Below are 21274 nucleotides of genomic sequence, written 5' to 3'. Positions count from 1 at the left end.
ACCGCCCTACCCCATCCCGGGGCCGCCAAAGATTGTGCACGAATTGCCTCTGTGGATTGGGCGGTAGCAAACGCACAGAACTATTATTCATGCAGAGTGTAGAAACGGACGGTACCACTTGAGAGGAGACAGGTGACAATGTCGAACGAACATCATCAGGAAGCACTATCCAGAACGGTCACAGAGAAGTTGCGCAGTGGCAAAGTGGTGAAGATACGTCCCCTGGAAAGAGCGGATATCGACCTTGAGCGCGAATTCATTACCAATCTCTCGCCGGAATCCCGCCATTTTCGTTTTCTCGGTGGCGTCGGCGCCCCCAGTGAAATTCTTCTGCAGCAGCTGACAGATATCGACCATGATCAGCGGGAGGCCTTTATCGCCACCATCGAAAGCGACGGTGATGAAACGGAAATTGGTGTTTCCCGTTACGCGCTTGAGCCTGCGGGCAAATCGGCCGAGTGTGCGGTGGTCATCGCCGATGACTGGCAGATGCAGGGGCTGGGTACCCTGCTGATCAACCGCCTGATTGAATCGGCCCGAGCACGGGGGATTGAGCACCTCTACTCAATCGACTCGGCGGCAAATTCCCGGCTGCGTGAAGTGGCACGCAATATGGGCTGGGATTGCCGCACCGACCCGGGGGATCACACCCAGGTTATCTATACCCTCGACCTGACCACCGTATAAGGAAATGTGTCGGTGCAGGGTTGCCCCCCAACTGCCGCGCTTGACCGCAGACGGACATTAGGAAGTAACGAATGAGAATCGGCATAAACGGACTTGGTCGTATTGGCCGACAAGTACTGCGCATCGCACTTGAATCCCATCACGGTGGTCTGGAAGTCGTGCACGTGAACGACCTCGCCAGCGTGGAAAATCTCGCCTATCTGCTGGAGCTGGATACCACCTACCACACCCGCGACATGAAGGTTCACGGTGAAGGCAACGTACTGCTGGTTGACGGTCAGGAAATTTCTGCCAGTTCCGAGAAGGATCCCGCCAAACTGCCCTGGGGTGAAAAGGGTGTTGACGTTGTATTCGAGGCTACCGGCATGTTTCGCACCAGAGCCGGGGCCAACAAACACATCACGGCGGGCGCTAAAAAAGTGCTTATATCCGCACCAGGCCAGAGCATGATCGATGGCCATTTTGTGGTTGGCGTCAACGATCACCGCTATGACCGGCATCGGCACAACATCATTTCCACCGCCAGCTGCACCACGAATTGTCTCGCGCCAGTGGCCAAGGTCCTCAACGAAGAATTCGGTATCGAACACGGCATGATCAATACCATCCATGCCTATACATCCTCGCAGAATCTCGTTGATGGCCAATGCAGTAAATTCCGTCGAGGTCGCGCCGCGGCCGCCAATCTGGTGCCCACAACCACTGGCGCGGCGGCGACCATCGGCCTGATCCTGCCGGGATTGGCGGGCAAGCTGCACGGCTGTGCCGTGCGCTCGCCACTTAAGTGCGGCTCGTTACTCGACCTCACCTGTACCCTGAAAAAAGGTACTAATGTCGACGAGGTCAACAACGTATTCCGGCATTGGGCGGAGGGTCCGTTAAAGGGCATCCTTGCGGTCGACGACCGGGAGCTCGTATCGAGTGATATCGTCGGCAAGCCCTACAGTGCCATCATAACTACCAAAGATACGCTGATGGTGGGCGACAAATTTCTCAAGGTGTTTGCCTGGTATGACAACGAGTGGGCGTTTTCGCAACGCTGCGTGGATATGATCACGCGGATGATGTAGCCATCGGTGGAGCACCGCGCCCATGACCATCGTCACCATTACGCTGAACCCCTGCATCGACAAGACGGTATCCGTCGCGCAAATCCTGCCCAACTGCAAGCTTACCTGTAGCGACATTGGCGCATATCCCGGCGGTGGCGGCCTTAACGTAGCGCGGGTCATTACCCGACTGGGCATCGATGTCTCCGCCTACTGGACGTGCGGGGGTGAAAATGGCCGCAGGCTGGGCCAATTCCTCGATAACGAAAAAGTCCGACACCTGCCGATTCCGATTGCGGAGTCGGTGCGGGAGAACCTAATTGTTCAGGAGGCGTCTAGCGGCAACCTCTTCCGCTTTGGCATGCCGGGTCCCCTGCTTTCGGCAACAGAGCGCGCCCAGTGGCTAGCCCAGGTTCGCCAAATCCCCCCTGCCACCCAGTACGTGGTGTTTAGCGGCAGCTTGCCCGAGGGCATAGCACCAGAATGGTACAGCGAGCTGTTGCGCATGGTGCCCGCCGGGATACGTGTGGTGGTGGATACCAAAATGGCCGCGCTGCGCCACGCCCTGGATGTTGGCGTGTACCTGATCAAACCCAATGTGCGCGAACTGGAGGAGCTGGTTGGGCGTGAGCTCACTGATGATGCAGCGATCGAACAGGCGGTGCGCGAAATTATCGACCGCCGTGGCGCAGAGGTGGTGATCCTGTCCCTCGGCAGAGCGGGTGTGATGCTTGCTACCAGAGATGGACTGGAGCGCATATCAGCGCCGTCGGTTCATCTACGCAGTAAGGTGGGGGCCGGCGATGCCGTGGTTGGTGGACTGCTGTCAGCCCTCTCTCGGGGTATGACGCTATTGGAGGCGGCAAAGTTCGGCGTGGCCGCCGGCGCGGCCGCTGTCATGACCGAGGGCACCGAACTTTGCCGCAGCGAGGATGCAGAGCTGCTGTTCAGAAGTATGTAATTCTTGTTGTTACCGATTGTAAGAAAGCAAGCATGACCCGATAACGACGCGGTGTTAACCGCGGCGTCACATACCCTGCTCCATACCCGGCTGTGCATCCTGGGGTTGCGGCTTGATCGCAATCATTGCCGCCGTAGTGATCATCAGCCCGGCAATTGACGCAGCGTTCTGCAGCGCCGTACGTGCCACTTTGGCTGGATCAATAATCCCCATTTCCACCAAATCACCGAATTTTTCGGTCTGTGCGTTATAACCGTAATTGCCTTTGTGCTTCTTAACTTCATTGATCACCACCGAGGCATCCTCCCCGGCATTGTTCACAATCTCTCGCAAAGGTCGCTCCAGCGCCGCGATGGCGATACCGATGCCCACATCCTGATCGTGGTTGGCGCCCTTCAACCTGGCTTTCTTTAATGCCTGCATGACACGGATAAGCGCCACGCCACCGCCAGGCACCACGCCCTCTTCCACCGCAGCGCGGGTGGCATTCAGGGCGTCGTCGACCCGATCTTTCTTTTCCTTCATTTCGATTTCGGTAGCCGCACCGATTTTGATCAGTCCCACGCCGCCAGACAGTTTGGCGAGGCGCTCCCGCAACTTTTCCTTTTCATATTCCAGCGGCGCGGATTCCAGCTGTCCGCGGATATTCTCGATCTGTGCGTTGATACTTTCCTGCGAACCGGCACCGCCAATTATGGTGGTGTCATCCTTGGTCACGATGACTTTGCGGGCGCGCCCGAGGTCCTCCAGCGTGGCGTTCTCAAAGCTGAGCCCCACCTCCTCCGTAATCACCCGTCCCCCGGTCATTACCGCGATATCTTCCAGCAGGGCTTTGCGACGATCACCAAAACCAGGGGCTTTGATGGCTACGGTATGCATGGTCCCGCGCATCGCGTTGACCACCAGGGTCGCCAGCGCGTCTGCTTCCACGTCCTCCGCAATAAACAGCAGCGGTCTGCCGGTTTTGGCAATTTGGTCGAGCAGTGGCAGGCAATCACGGATATTGCCAACTTTCTTGTCGTAGAGAAGTACGAACGCGTCTTCGAGCTCTACCCGCATGGCACTGCGATCGTTGACAAAGTAAGCGGAAAGATAACCGCGAGAAAACTGCATGCCTTCGACGATTTCCAGCTCATTGATCAACCCCGAGCCCTCCTCGATCGTGATCACACCGTCGCGCCCTACCTTATCCATCGCCCGGGCAATGATGCTGCCGATGTCCTCGTCACCGTTGGCAGAGATGGTTCCCACCTGTGCAATGGCCTTGCTGGTTTCACAGGGCGTTGCCAGCTGGTGTAACTGCTCCACGGCGGCGGCGACCGCCAGATCAATACCGCGCTTGATGTCCATCGGATTCATGCCCGACACCACCGCCTTGAACCCCTCCTGCATGATGGCCTGGGCCAGTACCGTGGCCGTGGTCGTCCCGTCCCCGGCCACATCGGAGGTTTTGGCCGCTACTTCCCGCAGCATCTGCGCGCCCATATTCTGGAATTTGTCTTCCAGCTCCACTTCCTTCGCCACGGAAACCCCGTCCTTGGTGACGCCGGGCGAACCAAAATGCTTCTCGATGATGACATTTCGGCCCTTAGGCCCCAGGGTGGCCTTAACCGCGTCGGCAAGTATTGCCGCGCCCGCGATCAACTGCGTGTGGGCGTCTGTACCAAATTTGATGAGCTTGGCTGGCATGCTCTGGTCCCGAATTTTTCACCTGTTAACTGCAAAACCTGCCCCGAGGCGGAAATGCTTGGTAGAAAAATTATAGAGACCCAGCTATCTGGCCATGCCAGATGTTGCTCACTGCAATTGAAAATGACCTCAATTTTCGCTTGTTGTCGCGGCCATAGAAAACACCAGCCGCACCCGGTGCTGCTGCCCATCGTCACGCAATGGAACGCGTTCGCCGGTTATCGCTTGGTCATCCACGGTCAATTCCGCGATCTCGCGCGGACATTCACCACAGTTTTGCACTTCTATGTCATACCGGCTGTTGCCGAAACGCAGTGACAGACGGAATTCACCCCAGGTTTCCGGTAGGCAGGGCTTAATTTCCAGACTGTTGCCGTCGAGAATACGCACGCCCAGCAACGCCTCCAGTGCCCCGCGATACAGCCAGCCGGAAGCTCCGGAATACCAGGTCCAGCCGCCGCGCCCCACATGGGGAGGAACCCCGTAGACATCACCGGCCAGTACATATGGTTCGGTGCGATAACGGGCGACACCCTCTGCGCTGTCGGTATGCGTGATCGGATTCAACAGGCTGAACAGGTGGTGTGCCCGCTCGCTGTGCTCCAGTCCCGCTGCGGCCCAAACCGCCCAGGTCGCCGCATGGGTGTACTGGCCGCCGTTTTCACGAATACCCGGTGGATAGCCCTTGATGTAGCCGGGATCCTTCTTGGTTTTATCGAACGCCGGCTTCAACAGCAGGATTTGCCGCGCGTCCTGCTGCACCAGATGGGTGTAGGCAGAGGTCATCGCCTCGCGTGCACGTGCGGTCGGCGCTTCCTGAGCCAGTACCGACCAGGTCTGCGCGATCAGGTCGATCTTGCACTCGTCACTTTCTTTTGACCCCACCGGTGTGCCGTCATCGTAATAGGCGCGCCGGTACCAGGCGCCGTCCCAGCCACTTTGTTCGACCTCTTCACGGAAGGTCTCGCCAAGCTTGCGATAGTGCTCGGCCAGTGCGGTATCGCCGATGTATTCGCAAAGCGGCGCCATATCCCGGCAGACCCGCAGCAGGAACCAACCCATCCACACGCTTTCGCCGCGACCCGTGGTACTGATACGGCTGAAGCCGTCGTTCCAGTCCCCGTTGCCGATAATCGGCAGGCCGTGGGGGCCAACAGAGCTTGCCCGCTCTATGGTTCGACAGCAGTGCTCGTAGAGTGAACCCGACTCGTCGCTGGTATCAAACTCGGCGTAGCGCTCGTGTTCATCCTTTTTCAGCGGAGCCCCCTTCAGGTAGGGAACCGACTCATTGAGAATGTCGTAGTCGCCGGTGGTACGGATGTACTGCGCAGTAACGAATGGCAGCCACAGCAAGTCATCGGAGCAGCGGGTGCGCACCCCGCGCAGTGGCTTCTCGTGCCACCAGTGCAGTACATCGCCCTCCTGGAACTGGCGCGATGCCGCGCGCAGAATATGTTCGCGGGTCCATTCCGGGTGTGTCCATAGCAGTGCCTGTACATCCTGCAGTTGATCGCGGAACCCGAAAGCGCCACTGGACTGGTAAAAGCCACTGCGCCCCCAAAGACGGCAGGCCAGGGTCTGGTAAGGCAGCCAGCGGTTGACCAGTATTTCGGTGGCCTTGTCCGGCACTTCCACCTGCACCCTGCCCAGGAACTCCTCCCAGAATTTCTCAAATTCCTCCCGTGCGGTTTCCGCCCGTTGCGGACTGCGAAACTCTGTAGCGAGCTCCAGTGCCTGCGACCGGTCTACGCCTTCGCCCATGACGAAATACACATGCTGTGTTTCACCGGCGGCCAGATCGATATGCACCTGGTAGGCCGCGCACGGATCCCCGCCGCACTGCACCCGGCCAGACAGGCCGATTCTGAACAGTGCCTCGGGCGCCTCGAGACCGGACGAATTCCCGAGGAATTCGTGCCGGTCCATGGTGACCCCGTGAGGTGGCAGGCTCGCGGTAAGAAAGGCTACCCCGGGCTTTTCGTCCGGTACAAACGCATTGCGCGCGAGTAACGCACAGCTATCGGACTCGAATTCGCACACCAGATACGGCCAGCTATTGGCCCGCACCAAACCCTGGATCCACTCCACGTAATAGGTTGCGGTGAGTCTGCGCGGCCTGTCCCAGCAATTGGTTAACGTCAGGCGACCGATCTTCACCGGCGCCTCGCGATCGACGAATATCCTCCAGGACTGCTCGAGGCCATTGCTGTTGTGACGATATTCGCTGTACCCGGCGCCGTGGCGTACCTGATAGGCGGCATTGGCCGGGCGCGGCGCCGGTGTCGGCGTCCACACTTCCGCGGTCTCCTCGTCGCGCAGGTAGAGCACTTCGCCGCTGGGGTCGCGCACCGGGTCGTTGTTCCAGGCGGTCAGGCGGTGCTCGCCACTGTTACCGGCCCAGGTACAACAGGAGCCGCCTTCAGATACCAGGCAACCGAAGTTGGGGTTGGCGATGACATTGACCCAGGGTGCGGGCGGTCGCTGGCCCGGTTCCAGATGCATGACATATTCGCGACCATCCGCGGAAAAACCACCGAGACCGTTTTCGAACAACAGGTCTTGCGGTCGCTGCAATTCTGGTGTCGATTGCTCGATGGTGTCTGCGGGAGCCACCGGCACAAACGGCGGCAGCGGTTGCAGCTGTGTCTGCAGTGCCACAAAACCGTTCTGCAGTTGCGACTGTACCGAGCCGGCAGATGAGTCGAGTATCACCCGCGCGGCGGCCAGCAACAGGATACGCGTATCCCCCGGCAACTCCTGCCCCGGGATCATTACCACGGCCCCCGCAAGCTTGCGCAGGGTGCGACCGCGAATGTCGGTGATCATTTCCTGCAGCCGGTCCCTGGCCTGCTGCTCGTATCCCGCTGACTCCTCATCGATCAGTATCAGGTCCACGCTGACCCCGCGCCCGCACCAGTAGGTATGCGCCTGCAGGATCGGCCCCGCGAAGTCACTTTCGTGCTGGTTGCGGATATGCACCAGCAAGATCGGGTTGTCCCCGGAGATGCCCTTGCTCCACAGGCCCGGCTGAATATGCCGGCTGCGGGCCAGAATCCGGGATGGCGCGCGCAGCGGCGCAATGGGCGCGAGAACTGCAGAAAGCAAATCCATCATCCAGTGCATCGACCCGGAGGTGATATGCAGATTGCGCAGCTCCTGTTCCGACTGCATACGCGCGAGATCAAATACCCAGCGGGCCTTCGGACGCGAACGGTAGGCGCTCAGGGTTGCGAGCAGTTCCCTGCGTGATTTGCTGGCGCCAGTGAGGTAGACAACCTCGATTTCCGACTGCGGTGGAATCGTGACTTCCTGCGCGGCGGCGATAATCGGATCCAGCACCGGACCCGTGGTGCCGCTGAAACTCCCCAGCCCTTCCATCATGGCCTTAGGCCGTGCCGGTGAACCACCGCGACCGAGGAATCGGAAGCGATCGGTTTCCCACGCCAAACGGTGGCGCACGCCGGGCTGCACCAGCACCGAGACCGCGAGATAAATCGGCTTTTCATTACTGCCGCGCGGACGTCGCCGGTAAATCATCACCTGCTCTTCCGGCAGGTACTGGCTTTCCACAAATAGCTTGGCAAAGGCGGGATGCCGCAAGTCGTCGCGTTCCGGCGCCAGCACCACCTCGGCAAAATCTGCCAGCAGTAAATGGCGCTCGCGATTGCTTTCATTCTTGATACTCAGGCGGCGGGCCTCGACATCGTGCTGGGAGCTGACGGCTACATGCAGGCGACAGAAAAGTTCCGACTTCCGCTGCTGGTACTCCACACTCTGCGGTGAAAAGTAGGCCGCGCTGCGCGGATCGTTGCCACCGCAGGGGGCAAGCCCCACGGAGAACAGCGCACCGTTATCGAGATCCCGCACATAGCAATAACGTCCCCATTGATGATGGGTGGGATCTGTCTGCCAGCGCGTCAGCGCGATGTTGTCCCAGTAGCTGCCCCCAGCACCGTCCGCCGCGAGTACGGTAGAGAAGTGTCCGTTGGACAGCAGGTTGTACTGCGGGTACGGACGGGACGGTGTTGCGGACCAGGTCTCGAGCACCACTTCAGCGTGGAAGCTTCGCATAATGCCGGGGCGCTTCCACGGCTTCAGTGCAGGCGGCGATGACGGCATGCGCTCGTGCAACAAAGGTGTCAGGCCAGCAACGCGAGCGTCGTTATGGAAACGACGCAACATGACATCGCCGTGAAGGAAGTTGTTGACCGCCAGCAGGATCATCCCCTGGTGGTGGCTCATATAAGACCGCACCGTGCGCGGGCGGCGCGGCGCCGGCTTGGAAGTGCGGCCAAAGTCGATCGCTTCGTGCAGGCCGAACTGTCCATAGCCGCCGTGGCTGCGCAATTGCCGCAGGTTTTCCATCACTTTATCCGCACAAAATGGCAGTGCCATCATGGACGCATATGGGGCAATGACCAGCCGCTCGCCGAGGTCCCGGCGAAAACCAATCCCCGGCACACCAAACGCCCGGTATTGATAATGCAGATGGCTGTCGAGTTCATAGAAACCCGACTCGGCGATACCCCAGGGCACTCCGTAACGGTCGGCAAATTCCCGGTGCACGTCGATGGCATTGCGGCAAGCGCGCCCGACCAGGCTGTGATGCGGCGTTTCCATCAGCAGGCGGGGCATCAGGTATTCAAATAGCGTGGCGCTCCAGGACATCAACACCGCGCGGCGCTGGATGCGCCGGAATGGACGCTCCAGGTGACGCCAGTGACGTGCCGGTACATCGCCTTTGGCAATGGCAATAAATCCCGTGAGTCTGGATTCCGAGGCCAACAGGTCGTAGTAATTGGGGTCCAGTGCGGCGTCGTTGACGTTGTAGCCGATATGGAACAGATGGCGCTCCGGGTCATACAGGAACGCGAAGTCCATTTCAGCGACCCAAAGCCGAGCCTTTTCCGCGAGGCGCTTCAGGTCCCGCCGGTACTTCTCTGCATTCTCCTGCGCCACAACGAAAGAGCGCCGCATCTTGCCGATCCACGCGTCGGCCTCTTCCCGGTGCTGGCCGCCTACATAGGACAATGCCGCCTGCAGCTGATCCAGCTGCAGCGATGCCTCCGCACAGGTTTCCTGCAAGGTCACCAGGGTAACCGGGGCATTCAGTTTTTCGTGCAATTGCTGGAACAACTCGGCGACCTGACCGCCCTGCTCACGACACGCCACCGGCGGCGCGTCGATAAGTCGCTGCCAGGGCTCCAGGTTTTCCTGGTAGCGGCGCGCCGCGATGGAATGCTGGAGTAATTCATCGAGCCAGTGGCGCAGGCGCCCGAGGGATTCCGCACTGAAACTTTCGTCACCCTCGATAAGCGCCACTACGCGATCCTGCAACGCCGGCACTTCGCGTTCGTAAATGTCGTCGATGATTTGCCACCAGTGACCGCCTTCGCCGCCTTCGCCGCCGGCTGCCAGCCGCTCCCGCAGTTGCGTGATATAGCCGGTAACCTCACGCAATGCGCTGGATGCCACATCGGGTTCCTGCGGTTGCAGGGTCTCGACCACGACACCGAGGGTGTCCGCAATCCCCTGCACCAGCTGACGGCCGTTGATCGGCGTGGAATCCAGAGCTTCCAGCCCGCTTGCCAGAGTCAGCAGGCTACCGGCGAGATTGCCACTGTCGACAGTCGATACGTAGCGCGGATCCAGCGGGTGAAGCTCACGGGTTTCGTACCAGTTGAGGAAGTGCCCGCGGTAGCGCTGTAGCCCGCGCATACGATCAAACGTGTTGTTGAGGCGCGCCAGCAAATGGGTGAGGTCGAGGTAACCGAAATCATATGCGCTGAGTGTCGCCAGCAGACCCAGACCGATGTTGGTCGGTGATGTGCGGCGGGCGAGTACCGCCACTGGTTCTTCCTGATAGTTGTCCGGTGGCAGCCAGTGATCGTCCGGCCCCATGAAGTGCTCGAAAAAATACCAGGTTCGACGGGCGAGCAAGCGCAACTCCTGCTCGTCGGTTTCGTAAATCGGCTGTGCCTCAAATTTATGTGGCCGGTTGATGCGCTGGTTCAGTTGCGGCAGCAACAGCCAGGCCAACAATAGCGGCGCTGCGGTTAACAAACTCATCGGTGCAGTTACTGCAAGCCAGGCCCCGATCAATAGGGCCAGCAGTGGCGAAACCCAGAGTTCGCGCCAGCTGCGGCTGGCAGCGGAAGTGCCGCCAAGCGACCGGTTCACGTGTGCAGCCGATGTCCACTCCAGCAGGTGACGGTGGGAAACCCCCAGCCGGAAGAGGGTCCGCACTATGGCATCAAGGGCGTTGACCGCCTGCACCGGCAACAGTGCCAGCGACAACAGCCAGTGCTGTATCCGCTGATACATTATTCCGCGCAGGTTGCGCAGGTAATGATGGGCGCGATTGGGCCTGGCCACGGCCCGCCACAGGGTCGACAAGGGTTCGAGCCAGACCGGAGCGGCGGAAAGCAGCAGCACGCCCAGTGTCCATGCCCAGGCACTGCCGGGCAAAATACCGCTCCACGCCAACAGGAAAAGCAGTAACAGGCTCGGCGCCTCAAGGCTGCGGCGCATGTTGTCGAGGATTTTCCAGCGGTGTATCGGCGGCAGCGGGTTACTTACCTGTTCGCCGCCATCAATGGTTACCCGCTTGCCGAGCCATGGCAGCAGTTGCCAATCGCCGCGAATCCAGCGGTGGGATCGGCGCAACAAGGCAACCACATTGGGCGGGTACTGCTCGTAGAAAATGGCATCGGAAAGCAGCGCGGCACCGCCGATGGACCCTTCCAGCAGGTCGTGGCTCAGGATGGCATTTTGCGCGAGGTGACCCGCCAGGGTCTGGGAAAATACCCGCGGATCGTAGATGCCCTTGCCGGCAAAAATGGCCTCGCCGAACAGGTCCTGGTAGGCATCGGACACCGCGTGGGTATAGAGATCCACACTGCGATCGCCAGAAAATATTTCGCTGAACAGCGTATCGGCAGCACCCGACGGGTCTGTTTCCAGCCGCGGTTGCAGAAACCCGTGCCCCGCCACTACGCGGCGGGTACGTTCATCAACCACCGCGCGATTGAGCGGGTGCGCCATGGTGCCCACCAAGCGCGCGGCAGTACCCGGAGGCATCTGGCTGTCCGCATCGAGCGTGATCACGAGGTGAATGTTTTTCAGCGCCGAGCGGTTGCCGATACAGGTGGTGTAACTGTGGTCGTCGTGGCCCTTGAGCAGGCGGTTGAACTCAATCAGTTTGCCCCGTTTGCGCTCCCACCCCATCCAGCATTTTTCCACCGGATTCCAGCGCCGTTCGCGATGTAACAGCAGAAACGGTTCCCGCCCCTCGCCGTCTGTATAGCGTTGATTCAGTGCGTCGACGGCATCTTTGGCAAATTCAAGCAACTCGGCATCTTCCGCGGTGCTCTGGTTATCCGCATCCGCGAAATCACTCAGTACCACGTACACAAGATTGCGATCGTCATTGTTCAGGAAGTTGATTTCCAGGCACTGGAGGATTTTCTCCACGTCCTCGGTATCGCTAAACAGCACCGGCATGATCACGGCGCTGCGGTATTCATCGGGAACACCGCCCTCGAAATCCAGCTTCGGCAGCATCTGCGGGCTCAGACTGTGGGTGATCAGTCCATTGACCAGCGCGAGAGCGATACCGACCACTGGTACCGCCACGACGGCAACGGTCAGCAACATCACCCCAAGTGACGTGCCGTGGTGCAAAAGATAGATGGCCAGAGCCAGGAGTGGCGGGATCGAGAGTAAACCGAGCGTGGAGAAATAGACCATGGACGCGCGTTCGAGTACCCATCCATGTATCCGCTGGAAGATATTCGGCGTGAACTCCAGCACTTCTTCCAGTTCCCTGCGCCCGTCATCCACTAGGTAAAAACCGACGTGTCGACGACGCGCCTGCAGAACTTCCTTTTCACTCAGCTCCACGACCTGTTCGGCGATGCGGTGCTCCGGCGTATTACTGCCTCGCGCCAGTTGCTCGATTACGCCTCGATAGCGATCCCGGGTCTCAAAATCCATTTGCCCGTAGGCGCCGGCAGGGTCGGCGCGCAGAATGCGATCCACGCGGCTTTGCGCTTCTGAGAAATCCCGCCAGTCGTGGGTGCGCAGTTCCCGCAAGCTGATGATGGCGCTCGCGATCCCGACGCTCTCGCCCTCGCTGCCCGCCTCCGCTTTGTCCAGCGCATTTTCGGCAAACCCCACAAGGTGCTGCAGCAGACCCAGCCGCAACATGGCTGGAAGTGCCCACAGTTCACCGGTGGTTAGGATGCTTTCCTGTTGATAGTGGTCGACCAGGTCGTAAACAGACTCAAGGTCCAGCGGTTGCCGTACATTGGCGACCAGCGCCGTCGCCAGTGCCCCCACACGTAAATCGATTCCGCCCTGCTCTGCCTCGACCTTGGGTAACTGGCGAAGATAGGTGCGCGGCAGCGACTCGCGGACCAGCTCCAGCGCTTCCTGAACCACATGGCGGTTGTCGAGCAACCACTCCTCGCTGCGGCTGCCTTTCTCCCCTGCCTCCACACGCGCGGCCAGGCGCCGGTATATATCCTGAAAGTCCCGTTCGAGATTCCGCAGGCGTGTATTCAGTGGGTAGACACGATCGGCAGCGACCAGATGGCGGTGACGCTTGGCCAGTGAAGTGATATCCCCTCGCCGCTTTTGCTCGTCATCCGCAGAGGGTGCGGCAGTATTGCCACCCTCCAGTGCGGGCAGAGGCGCACGATGGTATTTTTTTTTGCGCGAGAAAAACTCGCGCGCACGGGCGAGCCCGTCGGAGTTTCCACGACGCAGTTTCATTGATGATTGGTGCCGTTATTCGCTAATGATGGGTGGGATGAATGATCAGTGTCGACACCGCCGCGCAGTGCCTGCAATTGGGATTCGGGCATGTCCTGGAACACCAGAACCGGCAGTCTGCTGTGGCACATCACGGTATGGCAGAGAGTACCGGTGACCTGTTGCGCCCCGGTCTGCCAGTCGTGGGCGCTCATTGCGATCAGGTCCACCCCCTCTTCCGCCGCCGTCGCATAAATGCGCTCGGCAACATTCTGGGCAATCAGTAACCGCGGACGCACCTTGATGCCGTTCTTCAGTTGATTGGCAATTTCTTCCAGGTAAGCCTCCGCCGCGCGGCGGTTGCTCTCGACAAATTTCTCCCGTGTTGCGTGCTCCTCACGGGTGATAGGCATGCGCCGCGGCATTTCGGGTACGGCAATCACCTGTAGCAGGATGATCTCCACTTCTTGGCCACGCATGAGTGAAGCCACCTTGCACGCGACCCATTCTGAGCGCGGCGAGCCGTCCATGGATACCAGTATCCGCCGATAGGCGGTTGGCTCCTGCGACGAGGGCCGATCACCGGGTCGCACGATCAGGAAGGAGCGCCCGGCACCGCTGAACACCTTCTGCGCGGTACTGCCGAAGTCAAAGCGGCTGATTCCGCCCTTGCCATAGGCAGTAATGACGATCAGGTCGATCGCATGTTTTTCACAGTACTCGACAATCTGTTCCGCCGGGCGGCCCTCCACAATGTTGACGGTTACCTGGATGTCCTGAGCGGCTATCTGCTCGTTGAGGCTGTTCAGGTAGCTGCGAATTTCGGCACGCCGCAGCCGCCAGTCCACCGGATCGGTGCAATGATCATCGGTATGGGAGGAGGATTTCTGCACATGCAGCAGGTGGATGTCGGCACCACTTTGCCGCGCTATGGGAATCGCATGTGCGATAGCTTCCTCGGCAAGTGACGAACTGTCCAACGGAATTAACAGGTGTTTGAACGGCATAGCGGCTCCCCCCGGAATTGGATCGGCAAAGCTTAAAGTGGCCAAAAAAGTGGCAAAAAAGAAAATTACGTCAGCGGAATTATTAAGAGCGGATATTGCTCCGCTATTGCTGGCGCTTAACACAAGAAATGCGGAAAAACAGGGCGCGCTTAGAGCTTAGCTCGGCTATTTTGGGATAGAAGAAAATAAACGCAACTCGCGTTGAAATACATGTCAATTTCAGGCGTTACACTCGACATGGCTGATTACCACTACATCCGCTGGTTTGCAGAAACCGGTCTTTCCGATATTTCTGCCGTGGGCGGAAAAGCCGCCTCCCTGGGGGAAATGTATCGGACCCTAACCCCAAAAGGGATTCACGTACCGAACGGATTCTCCATTACCGCAGACGCGTATCGCGACATGCTGGACCAGGCCTCTGCGTGGCAGCCGCTGCGCAAACTGCTCGCCAGTCTCGCGAGTGCCGACAGCAATCAGCAGGCTGAAATCGCGGCACAGGCGCGCGCCATCGTATACGAGGCGGGGTTGCCAGATGAACTGGTGCGGGAAATTGCCGCCGCCTATGTGGAACTTTGCGAACAATACGGGCCGCAATTGCGGCTCGCCGTGCGCAGCTCCGCCACCGCCGAAGATCTGCCAGAAGCCAGTTTTGCCGGGCAGCACGAAAGTTTCCTGAATATCGGCAATCTCGACGGCCTGCTGGAGGCCTGCCGCCGCTGCTTTGCCTCCCTGTTTACCGCGCGTGCCATCAGTTACCGCGAGCGCAACGGCTTTGACCATTTCAAGGTCTTCCTCGCCATTGCCGTGATGAAAATGGTGCGCGCGGACCACGGTTCCAGCGGTGTGATGTTCACCCTGGATACCGACAGCGGCTTTCGCGACGTGGTGTTCATCACCTCCGCCTACGGCCTCGGTGAGAATATTGTCCAGGGACTCGTGGACCCGGATGAATTTTACGTGCACAAACCCACCTTTGAGCGCGGGCATCGTTGTGTGCTGCGCCGGCAGCTTGGCGCCAAGCAACAGACCCTGGTGTGCGACGAGGACCTTAACAGCCAGGAACTGCACAATATTGAAACCCCGGACGCGCGTCGCGCCCACTACAGCCTGACCGATACCGATGTATTGATCCTGGCGGATTACGCCATTGAAACCGAAAAACATTACAGCGCCGAACGCGGTGCGCCCTGCCCCATGGATCTGGAATGGGCCAAAGATGGTGACGATGGTCAGCTGTATTTGCTCCAGGCGCGTCCGGAAACCGTGGCCTCGCAAAAACCCCGCAATCTGTTGAAGCGCTATCGATTCAGCGAGAAGCCGGAAAAATCCGCACTGCTCTCCACCGGCCGTGCCATAGGCACAGGCATAGCGAGCGGCAAACTACGCCGTGTCTCTGACGCGACGCAGCTGTCGGCATTTAATGAGGGCGAGATCCTGTTCGCCGAGAGCACCAGTCCCGACTGGGGGCCGGCAATGCGCAAGGCGGCGGCAGTGGTTACCGAGCGCGGCGGCCGCACCTGTCACGCCGCCATTGTGGCGCGGGAGTTTGGCATTCCCGCCGTGGTGGGAATTGGTAGCGACCACCCCCTGCAGGACGGCGAAGTGGTGACGCTCTCCTGTGCTGAGGGCGATATCGGGAAAATCTACCGTGGCGAACTGCCGTTCGATATCACCACCACCGCACTTGATCAGGTGCCCACACCAAAAACCAGGATGATGATCAATCTGGGCAGCCCAGAGCAGGCGTTTCGCCTGAGTGCGCTGCCCTGTCAGGGCGTGGGCCTGGCACGGATGGAGTTTATCGTCAGCGAACACATCAAGGCCCACCCCATGGCACTGGCGTGCCCGGACAAGGTGACGGATGAACAGGACCGCAATGCCCTGAAAGCGCTGACAGCCTACTACGAAAACGGCAATGAGTTTTTTATCCAGAAACTCTCCGAAGGGATTGGCACCATCGCCGCCGCCTTTTACCCACGACCGGTGATCGTGCGCACCTCCGATTTCAAGAGCAATGAATATGCACGCCTTATTGGCGGCAGCAGTTTTGAGCCCCACGAGGAAAACCCGATGCTGGGGTTCCGCGGCGCCGCGCGATATGCGCATCCCGCCTATGCCGAGGGCTTCGCGTTGGAATGTGCGGCATTGAAACGCGCACGGGAAGAAATGGGACTGGACAATATCAAGGTTATGATCCCGTTCTGTCGTCGTATTCCCGAGGGCGAAAAGGTACTGGCGGCCATGGCCGAGCATGGGCTTACGCAGGGTGAAGCGGGCCTTGAAGTCTATGTGATGTGCGAGATCCCCAACAATGTGGTGCAGATCGATGCCTTCAGCCAGCTGTTCGATGGCATTTCCATTGGCTCCAACGACCTTACCCAGTTGGTGTTGGGCGTGGATCGCGACTCCGATATTGTCTCGTTCGACTTCGATGAGCGCGACCCGGGGGTAATGCAGATGATACGGCTGGCAATTGAGGGCGCAAAGCGCAACGGCATTCCCGCCGGTATTTGTGGCGAAGCGCCGTCCAACTACCCCGAGGTAGCGGAATATCTGGTTAGCCTGGGTATCACCTCCATCAGCCTCAGCCCCGATGCACTGTTGCGCACCATCGAAAAGGTGGTGGCAATGGAAACCAAGGTGGCCAACGGCGATTCGGGAACCTCTTAGGCGAGACTGGGCAATGCTCGGGTGCAAAGAGACGCAATACCGGCGGCACAACCTGTTGAATACTGACTAGGCTTTGCACAGTAATAAATATGAGGTGCCCGTCATGAAATTTTCCCTTGCTAATCCGTTGAAGTGCATCGCGGTGATAATGGTGAGTTTCGCGCTCACGTTAACGGCAATTGCAGCGGAAAAGCCCAAACCAGCCACAAGCGCCACCAAGGCCGCCAACGACACGCTTTTAAAGTATTTACCCTTCTCCGACAAAACCTCGTTCGAGCAGGCGCACAAGGGCTTCGTTGCACCGCTACCTACCGAGATGATCAAGGGCAAGCAGGGCAATCCCATCTGGAACCCGCAGCAGTACAGTTTTATCAAGGAAGGAGAGCCCGCACCGGATACGGTCAATCCGAGCCTTTGGCGCCAATCCCAGCTGACCAATATTTCCGGACTGTTTGAAGTCACCGACGGCATTTACCAGGTGCGCAACCAGGATCTCTCTAACATGACCATTGTTGAGGGCAAAGCCGGGATTACCATTTTTGACCCATTGATTTCTGCAGAAACTGCCAAGGTCGCACTGGACCTTTATTACCTGCATCGCCCTAAAAAACCCGTGGTAGCGGTGATATACACCCACAGCCATGTAGATCACTACGGAGGTGTGCGAGGCGTCGTCGATGAAGCCGACGTAAAGTCGGGCAAGGTCAAAATATTTGCGCCGGTGGGGTTCCTGGATGCGGCCGTGGCCGAAAACGTCATGGCGGGTAATGCTATGAGTCGCCGTGCCAGCTATATGTATGGCAACCTTCTGCCGCCGGATCCGACTGGACAGGTCGGAACCGGTCTCGGTACCACTACCTCCGCAGGTACCGTGACGCTGATCCCTCCCACAGACATCATCAATAAGACCGGGGAAACCCGCACCATCGATGGCTTGACCTACGAATTCCTGTATGCGCCAAACACCGAGGCGCCCTCCGAGATGCTGTTCTATATCAAGGAAAAAAATGCGCTGAATGCCGCGGAGGATTCAACCCATACCCTGCACAACACCTATTCACTGCGCGGCGCCAAAATCCGCGATCCACTGGCCTGGTCAAAATACCTGAACCAGGCGCTGGACATGTGGGGGGACGAGGCCCAGGTGATGTTTTCCATGCATCATTGGCCGGTATGGGGTAACGAGGCGCTGAATGAACATATCGGTCTGCAGCGGGATATGTATCGCTACATCAACGATGAAACCCTGCGCCTGGCGAATCAGGGCTACACCATGGTGGAGATCGCCGAGAAAATTCAGCTACCGGATAGCATCGCCAAACACTTCTCCAATCGCGGCTACTACGGATCGCTCAATCACGACGTGAAGGCTACCTATGTGCTGTATCTCGGCTGGTTTATCGGTAATCCGGCTACATTACATGAGCTGACCCCGGTAGACGCTTCCAAACGCTATGTCGAAATGATGGGCGGTACGGATGCGTTACTGAAAAAAGCGAAGGCCTATTATGACAAGGGCGAATACCGCTGGGTGGCACAAGTGGTGAATCATGCCGTGTTTGCCGACCCGACCAATACCGCGGCGAAAAACCTGCAGGCCGATGCACTGGAGCAGTTGGGTTACCAGGCAGAGAGCGGACCCTGGCGCAACTTCTATCTGACCGGCGCCAAGGAGCTGCGGAACGGTGTGGCGAAATTACCTGCGCCCAATACCGCGAGTCCCGATACGGTGCGCGCAATGGATCTGGACCTGTTTTTTGACTACCTCGCCATGCGACTCAACGCCGACAAGGCAGCCGGCAAGCGTATCGTTATCAATATGGACTTTGCGGATATCGGTGAAAAATACGTGCTGGAGATGGTCAATGGTGTGCTCAACCATACCCCCAAACGCCAGGCAAAGGATGCCGATGCCACGCTGCAGCTGTCCCGGGATACCCTGAACCAGATTGTGTTGAAGCAGACCACGATGAAAGACGCAGTGTCCGCAAGCAAGGTCAAGGTGAATGGCAGCCAGGCCAAGGTGGATGAGTTGATGTCTTACCTGGACAACTTCGAGTTCTGGTTCAATATCGTGACTCCCTGACGTTCGCTGACGTGGGGAATTTCCTCTATCTGTAGCGCCGAATGACTGAATCGACGCGCGAAAATGGTCCAAGCCGCGCGGCCCTTACCCTGGCCGCGCTCGGGATTGTTTTTGGTGACATCGGCACCAGCCCACTCTACGCCGTCAAATTGATCTTTCATTCTGAACACGGCCTGCCACTGACACAGGCCAATATCCTGGGCGGTATCTCGGCGATATTCTGGGCGCTGATGCTTCTGGTTACCATCAAGTACGTGCTGCTGATCATGCGGGCCGACAACGATGGTGAGGGCGGCATCATGGCACTGACCGCCCTGGCACTGGCAGCAACCCGTGGCCACAACCGTCGCATGCGCTGGCTGATAGCCACCGCGGGCTTGTGTGGTGTGGCGCTGTTTTTCGGCGATGCGGTGATTACCCCGGCAATCTCGGTGCTATCGGCCATAGAGGGGCTCGAGGTGGGCGTAGAGTTCCTGCATCCCTTCGTCTTGCCCCTGACCATCGTCGTATTAGTGGCGTTATTTTTCCTGCAGCGTTTTGGTACCGCCATGGTCGGCGCGCTGTTCGGGCCGATTACGGCGCTGTGGTTTTTGGTGCTCATGGTGTCGGGTATCCACGCGACTGTTGGCAACCCGGCCATCCTCCAGGCCCTTAATCCCATTCACGCGCTGGTTTTTATCACGAGCCACGGCGTTGGCTCCTTCGCCATACTCGGTGCGGTGCTGCTGGTATTCACCGGCGCCGAGGCCCTGTACGCCGATATGGGCCATTTTGGCCGCGGTCCGATCAAGCTCGCCTGGGGTGGATTGGTGTTCCCTGCGCTCACGCTGAATTATCTCGGCCAGGGAGCACTGCTGATGTCCGAACCGGGTGCGGTAGACAATCCGTTTTTTCGCATGTTCCCGAGCTGGGCGCTGTATCCGATGGTGGCACTGGCCACAGCGGCGACGGTGATTGCCTCCCAGGCGTGCATTTCCGGTGTCTTTTCCCTGGCAAAACAGGCGATACAGCTGGGCTACCTGCCCCGCATGGCGGTGCGACATACCTCCCCGCTCCAGGCGGGGCAGATCTATATGCCGGGTATTAACTGGCTGCTACTGATCCTGGTTCTGGCTGCGGTCATCGGTTTCGGTTCGTCGTCGAATCTGGCGGCGGCCTATGGGGTTGCGGTGAGCGGCGCCATGCTGATGGATACCGTTATCGCCTCGTTTGTTTACCGCTTCCGCTGGCACTACCCACTGGCATGGTGCGCGGCGGGTGCGATATTTTTTAGCAGCATAGACGTCGCGTTCTTTTCATCGAGCTTGATGAAAATCGGGCACGGTGGCTGGTTTCCCCTCGCCATTGCTGCTACGGCCATGGTGTTGATGATCACCTGGCGCGACGGCAGGAAGGTGCTCATTAAACGACTGCAGCTTGAAGAGTCGAAACTCGGGGAATTCCTGAATCTATTGTTTCGCGACCCTCCACTGCGAGTGCCGGGAACCGCGGTGTTCATGACCTCCAAACCGGAATCCGTGCCCCACGCACTGCTGCACAATCTCAAGCACAACAAGGTGCTGCATGAACGCGTGCTGTTTCTCAACGTGAAAGTCGTCGATCGCCCCCGGGTCCCGCTTGATCAACGGTATCGATTGCACGATTTCGGCAATGGCTGTACCCGCATCAGGTTGTATTACGGGTTTATGCAGAGCCCGGACATCGCGCAGGCACTGCAGGAACTGGGCGATGAACACGGGCTTCAGGTCGATCCGCAGCAGGCGTCATTTTTCCTGAGTCGGGAAACGATTTTTCCACTGAAAAGCTTGCCGAGCGGTATGGCCTACTGGCGCGAGCGGATTTTTGCGGTGATGGCGCGCAATGCCAGCAGTGCCGTGGAATATTTCGGAATTCCGGCAAATCGTGTGATCGAACTGGGCACGCAGATCGAAATCTGACGAAAGGACACCCGCATGCATCCAAACACCTGGTACTCACGGCTCGCAAAATCAGCCGCACATTTCTGCGGAAAACCGAAAGTTTTTGCCGGTGCCTTCGGCATCATCGTGTTGTGGGCACTGGCTGGTCCCATCTTCAATTTCAGCAATACCTGGCAGTTGATCATCAACACCATTACAACCACGGTCACTTTCATGATGGTGTTCCTGATCCAGAACACCCAGAACCGGGATACCGAAGCCATCCAGCTCAAGCTGGACGAACTCATCCGTGCAACCAAGGGCGCGCACAATGCACTGCTGGATCTGGAAGAGCTGGATGACGACAGCCTGCAGGACTTTCTGCGCCGGTATGAACATCTGGCCGCCGTCGCGCGGGAAGAGCTGGCGCGCGGAGTGAAGGATACCGGAACCCCCGAAGCCTGATTCCCCCA

The 21274-nt window shown here is 58.8% G+C and carries 10 protein-coding genes; 7 read left to right on the top strand and 3 right to left on the bottom strand.

Annotated features, from left to right (window positions below; genetic code table 11):
• Positions 1–138 precede the first annotated feature (138 nt).
• The 3 genes from R5R33_RS00305 (at position 139) to R5R33_RS00295 (ending at position 2697) form a co-directional block, all read left to right on the top strand.
• Positions 139–687 carry a GNAT family N-acetyltransferase gene (locus R5R33_RS00305; protein WP_318954090.1) on the top strand — a complete coding sequence of 183 codons (549 nt, stop codon included), beginning with the start codon at positions 139–141 and terminating at the stop codon, positions 685–687.
• 71 nt (positions 688–758) lie between these two features.
• Entirely contained in the window at positions 759–1757 is a 999-nt protein-coding gene (gene gap / locus R5R33_RS00300; protein ID WP_318954089.1) for a type I glyceraldehyde-3-phosphate dehydrogenase, read from the top strand.
• 22 nt (positions 1758–1779) lie between these two features.
• Positions 1780–2697: a 1-phosphofructokinase family hexose kinase gene (locus tag R5R33_RS00295; RefSeq protein ID WP_318954088.1), complete on the top strand. Its 918-nt coding sequence runs from the start codon at positions 1780–1782 to the stop codon at positions 2695–2697.
• A gap of 66 nt (positions 2698–2763) precedes the next feature.
• Here the strand turns inward: R5R33_RS00295 and groL are convergent, their stop codons facing one another.
• From groL to R5R33_RS00280, 3 genes are all read right to left on the bottom strand, one after another.
• Positions 2764–4386: a chaperonin GroEL gene (gene groL, locus R5R33_RS00290; protein ID WP_318954087.1), complete on the bottom strand. Its 1623-nt coding sequence runs from the start codon at positions 4384–4386 to the stop codon at positions 2764–2766.
• Between the two features lie 129 nt (positions 4387–4515).
• Positions 4516–13161: a GH36-type glycosyl hydrolase domain-containing protein gene (locus R5R33_RS00285; RefSeq protein ID WP_318954086.1), complete on the bottom strand. Its 8646-nt coding sequence runs from the start codon at positions 13159–13161 to the stop codon at positions 4516–4518.
• Positions 13158–14147, bottom strand: a complete 990-nt coding sequence (locus R5R33_RS00280; protein ID WP_318954085.1) for a universal stress protein — start codon at positions 14145–14147, stop codon at positions 13158–13160. The genes R5R33_RS00285 and R5R33_RS00280 overlap by 4 nt, the downstream gene beginning before the upstream one ends.
• A 237-nt stretch (positions 14148–14384) precedes the next feature.
• Between R5R33_RS00280 and ppsA the strand changes: the two genes are divergently transcribed.
• The 4 genes from ppsA to R5R33_RS00260 all read left to right on the top strand — a co-directional run bounded on the left by ppsA (position 14385) and on the right by R5R33_RS00260 (position 21266).
• Positions 14385–16817, top strand: coding sequence for a phosphoenolpyruvate synthase (gene ppsA, locus R5R33_RS00275; protein ID WP_318954084.1), 2433 nt, complete (start codon positions 14385–14387; stop codon positions 16815–16817).
• 103 nt (positions 16818–16920) lie between these two features.
• Entirely contained in the window at positions 16921–18903 is a 1983-nt protein-coding gene (locus R5R33_RS00270) for an alkyl/aryl-sulfatase (RefSeq protein WP_318954083.1), read from the top strand.
• A gap of 41 nt (positions 18904–18944) precedes the next feature.
• Entirely contained in the window at positions 18945–20840 is a 1896-nt protein-coding gene (locus tag R5R33_RS00265) for a potassium transporter Kup (RefSeq protein WP_318954082.1), read from the top strand.
• A gap of 15 nt (positions 20841–20855) precedes the next feature.
• A complete protein-coding gene (locus R5R33_RS00260) occupies positions 20856–21266 on the top strand; it encodes a low affinity iron permease family protein (protein WP_318954081.1) in 411 nt (136 codons plus the stop codon).
• The last annotated feature ends 8 nt before the right edge of the window (positions 21267–21274 follow it).

Source organism: Microbulbifer pacificus, assembly GCF_033723955.1.
Lineage (GTDB): Bacteria > Pseudomonadota > Gammaproteobacteria > Pseudomonadales > Cellvibrionaceae > Microbulbifer > Microbulbifer pacificus.
Note: the sequence above shows the minus strand (reverse complement) of the source record. Positions and strands in the feature narration are given on the sequence as shown.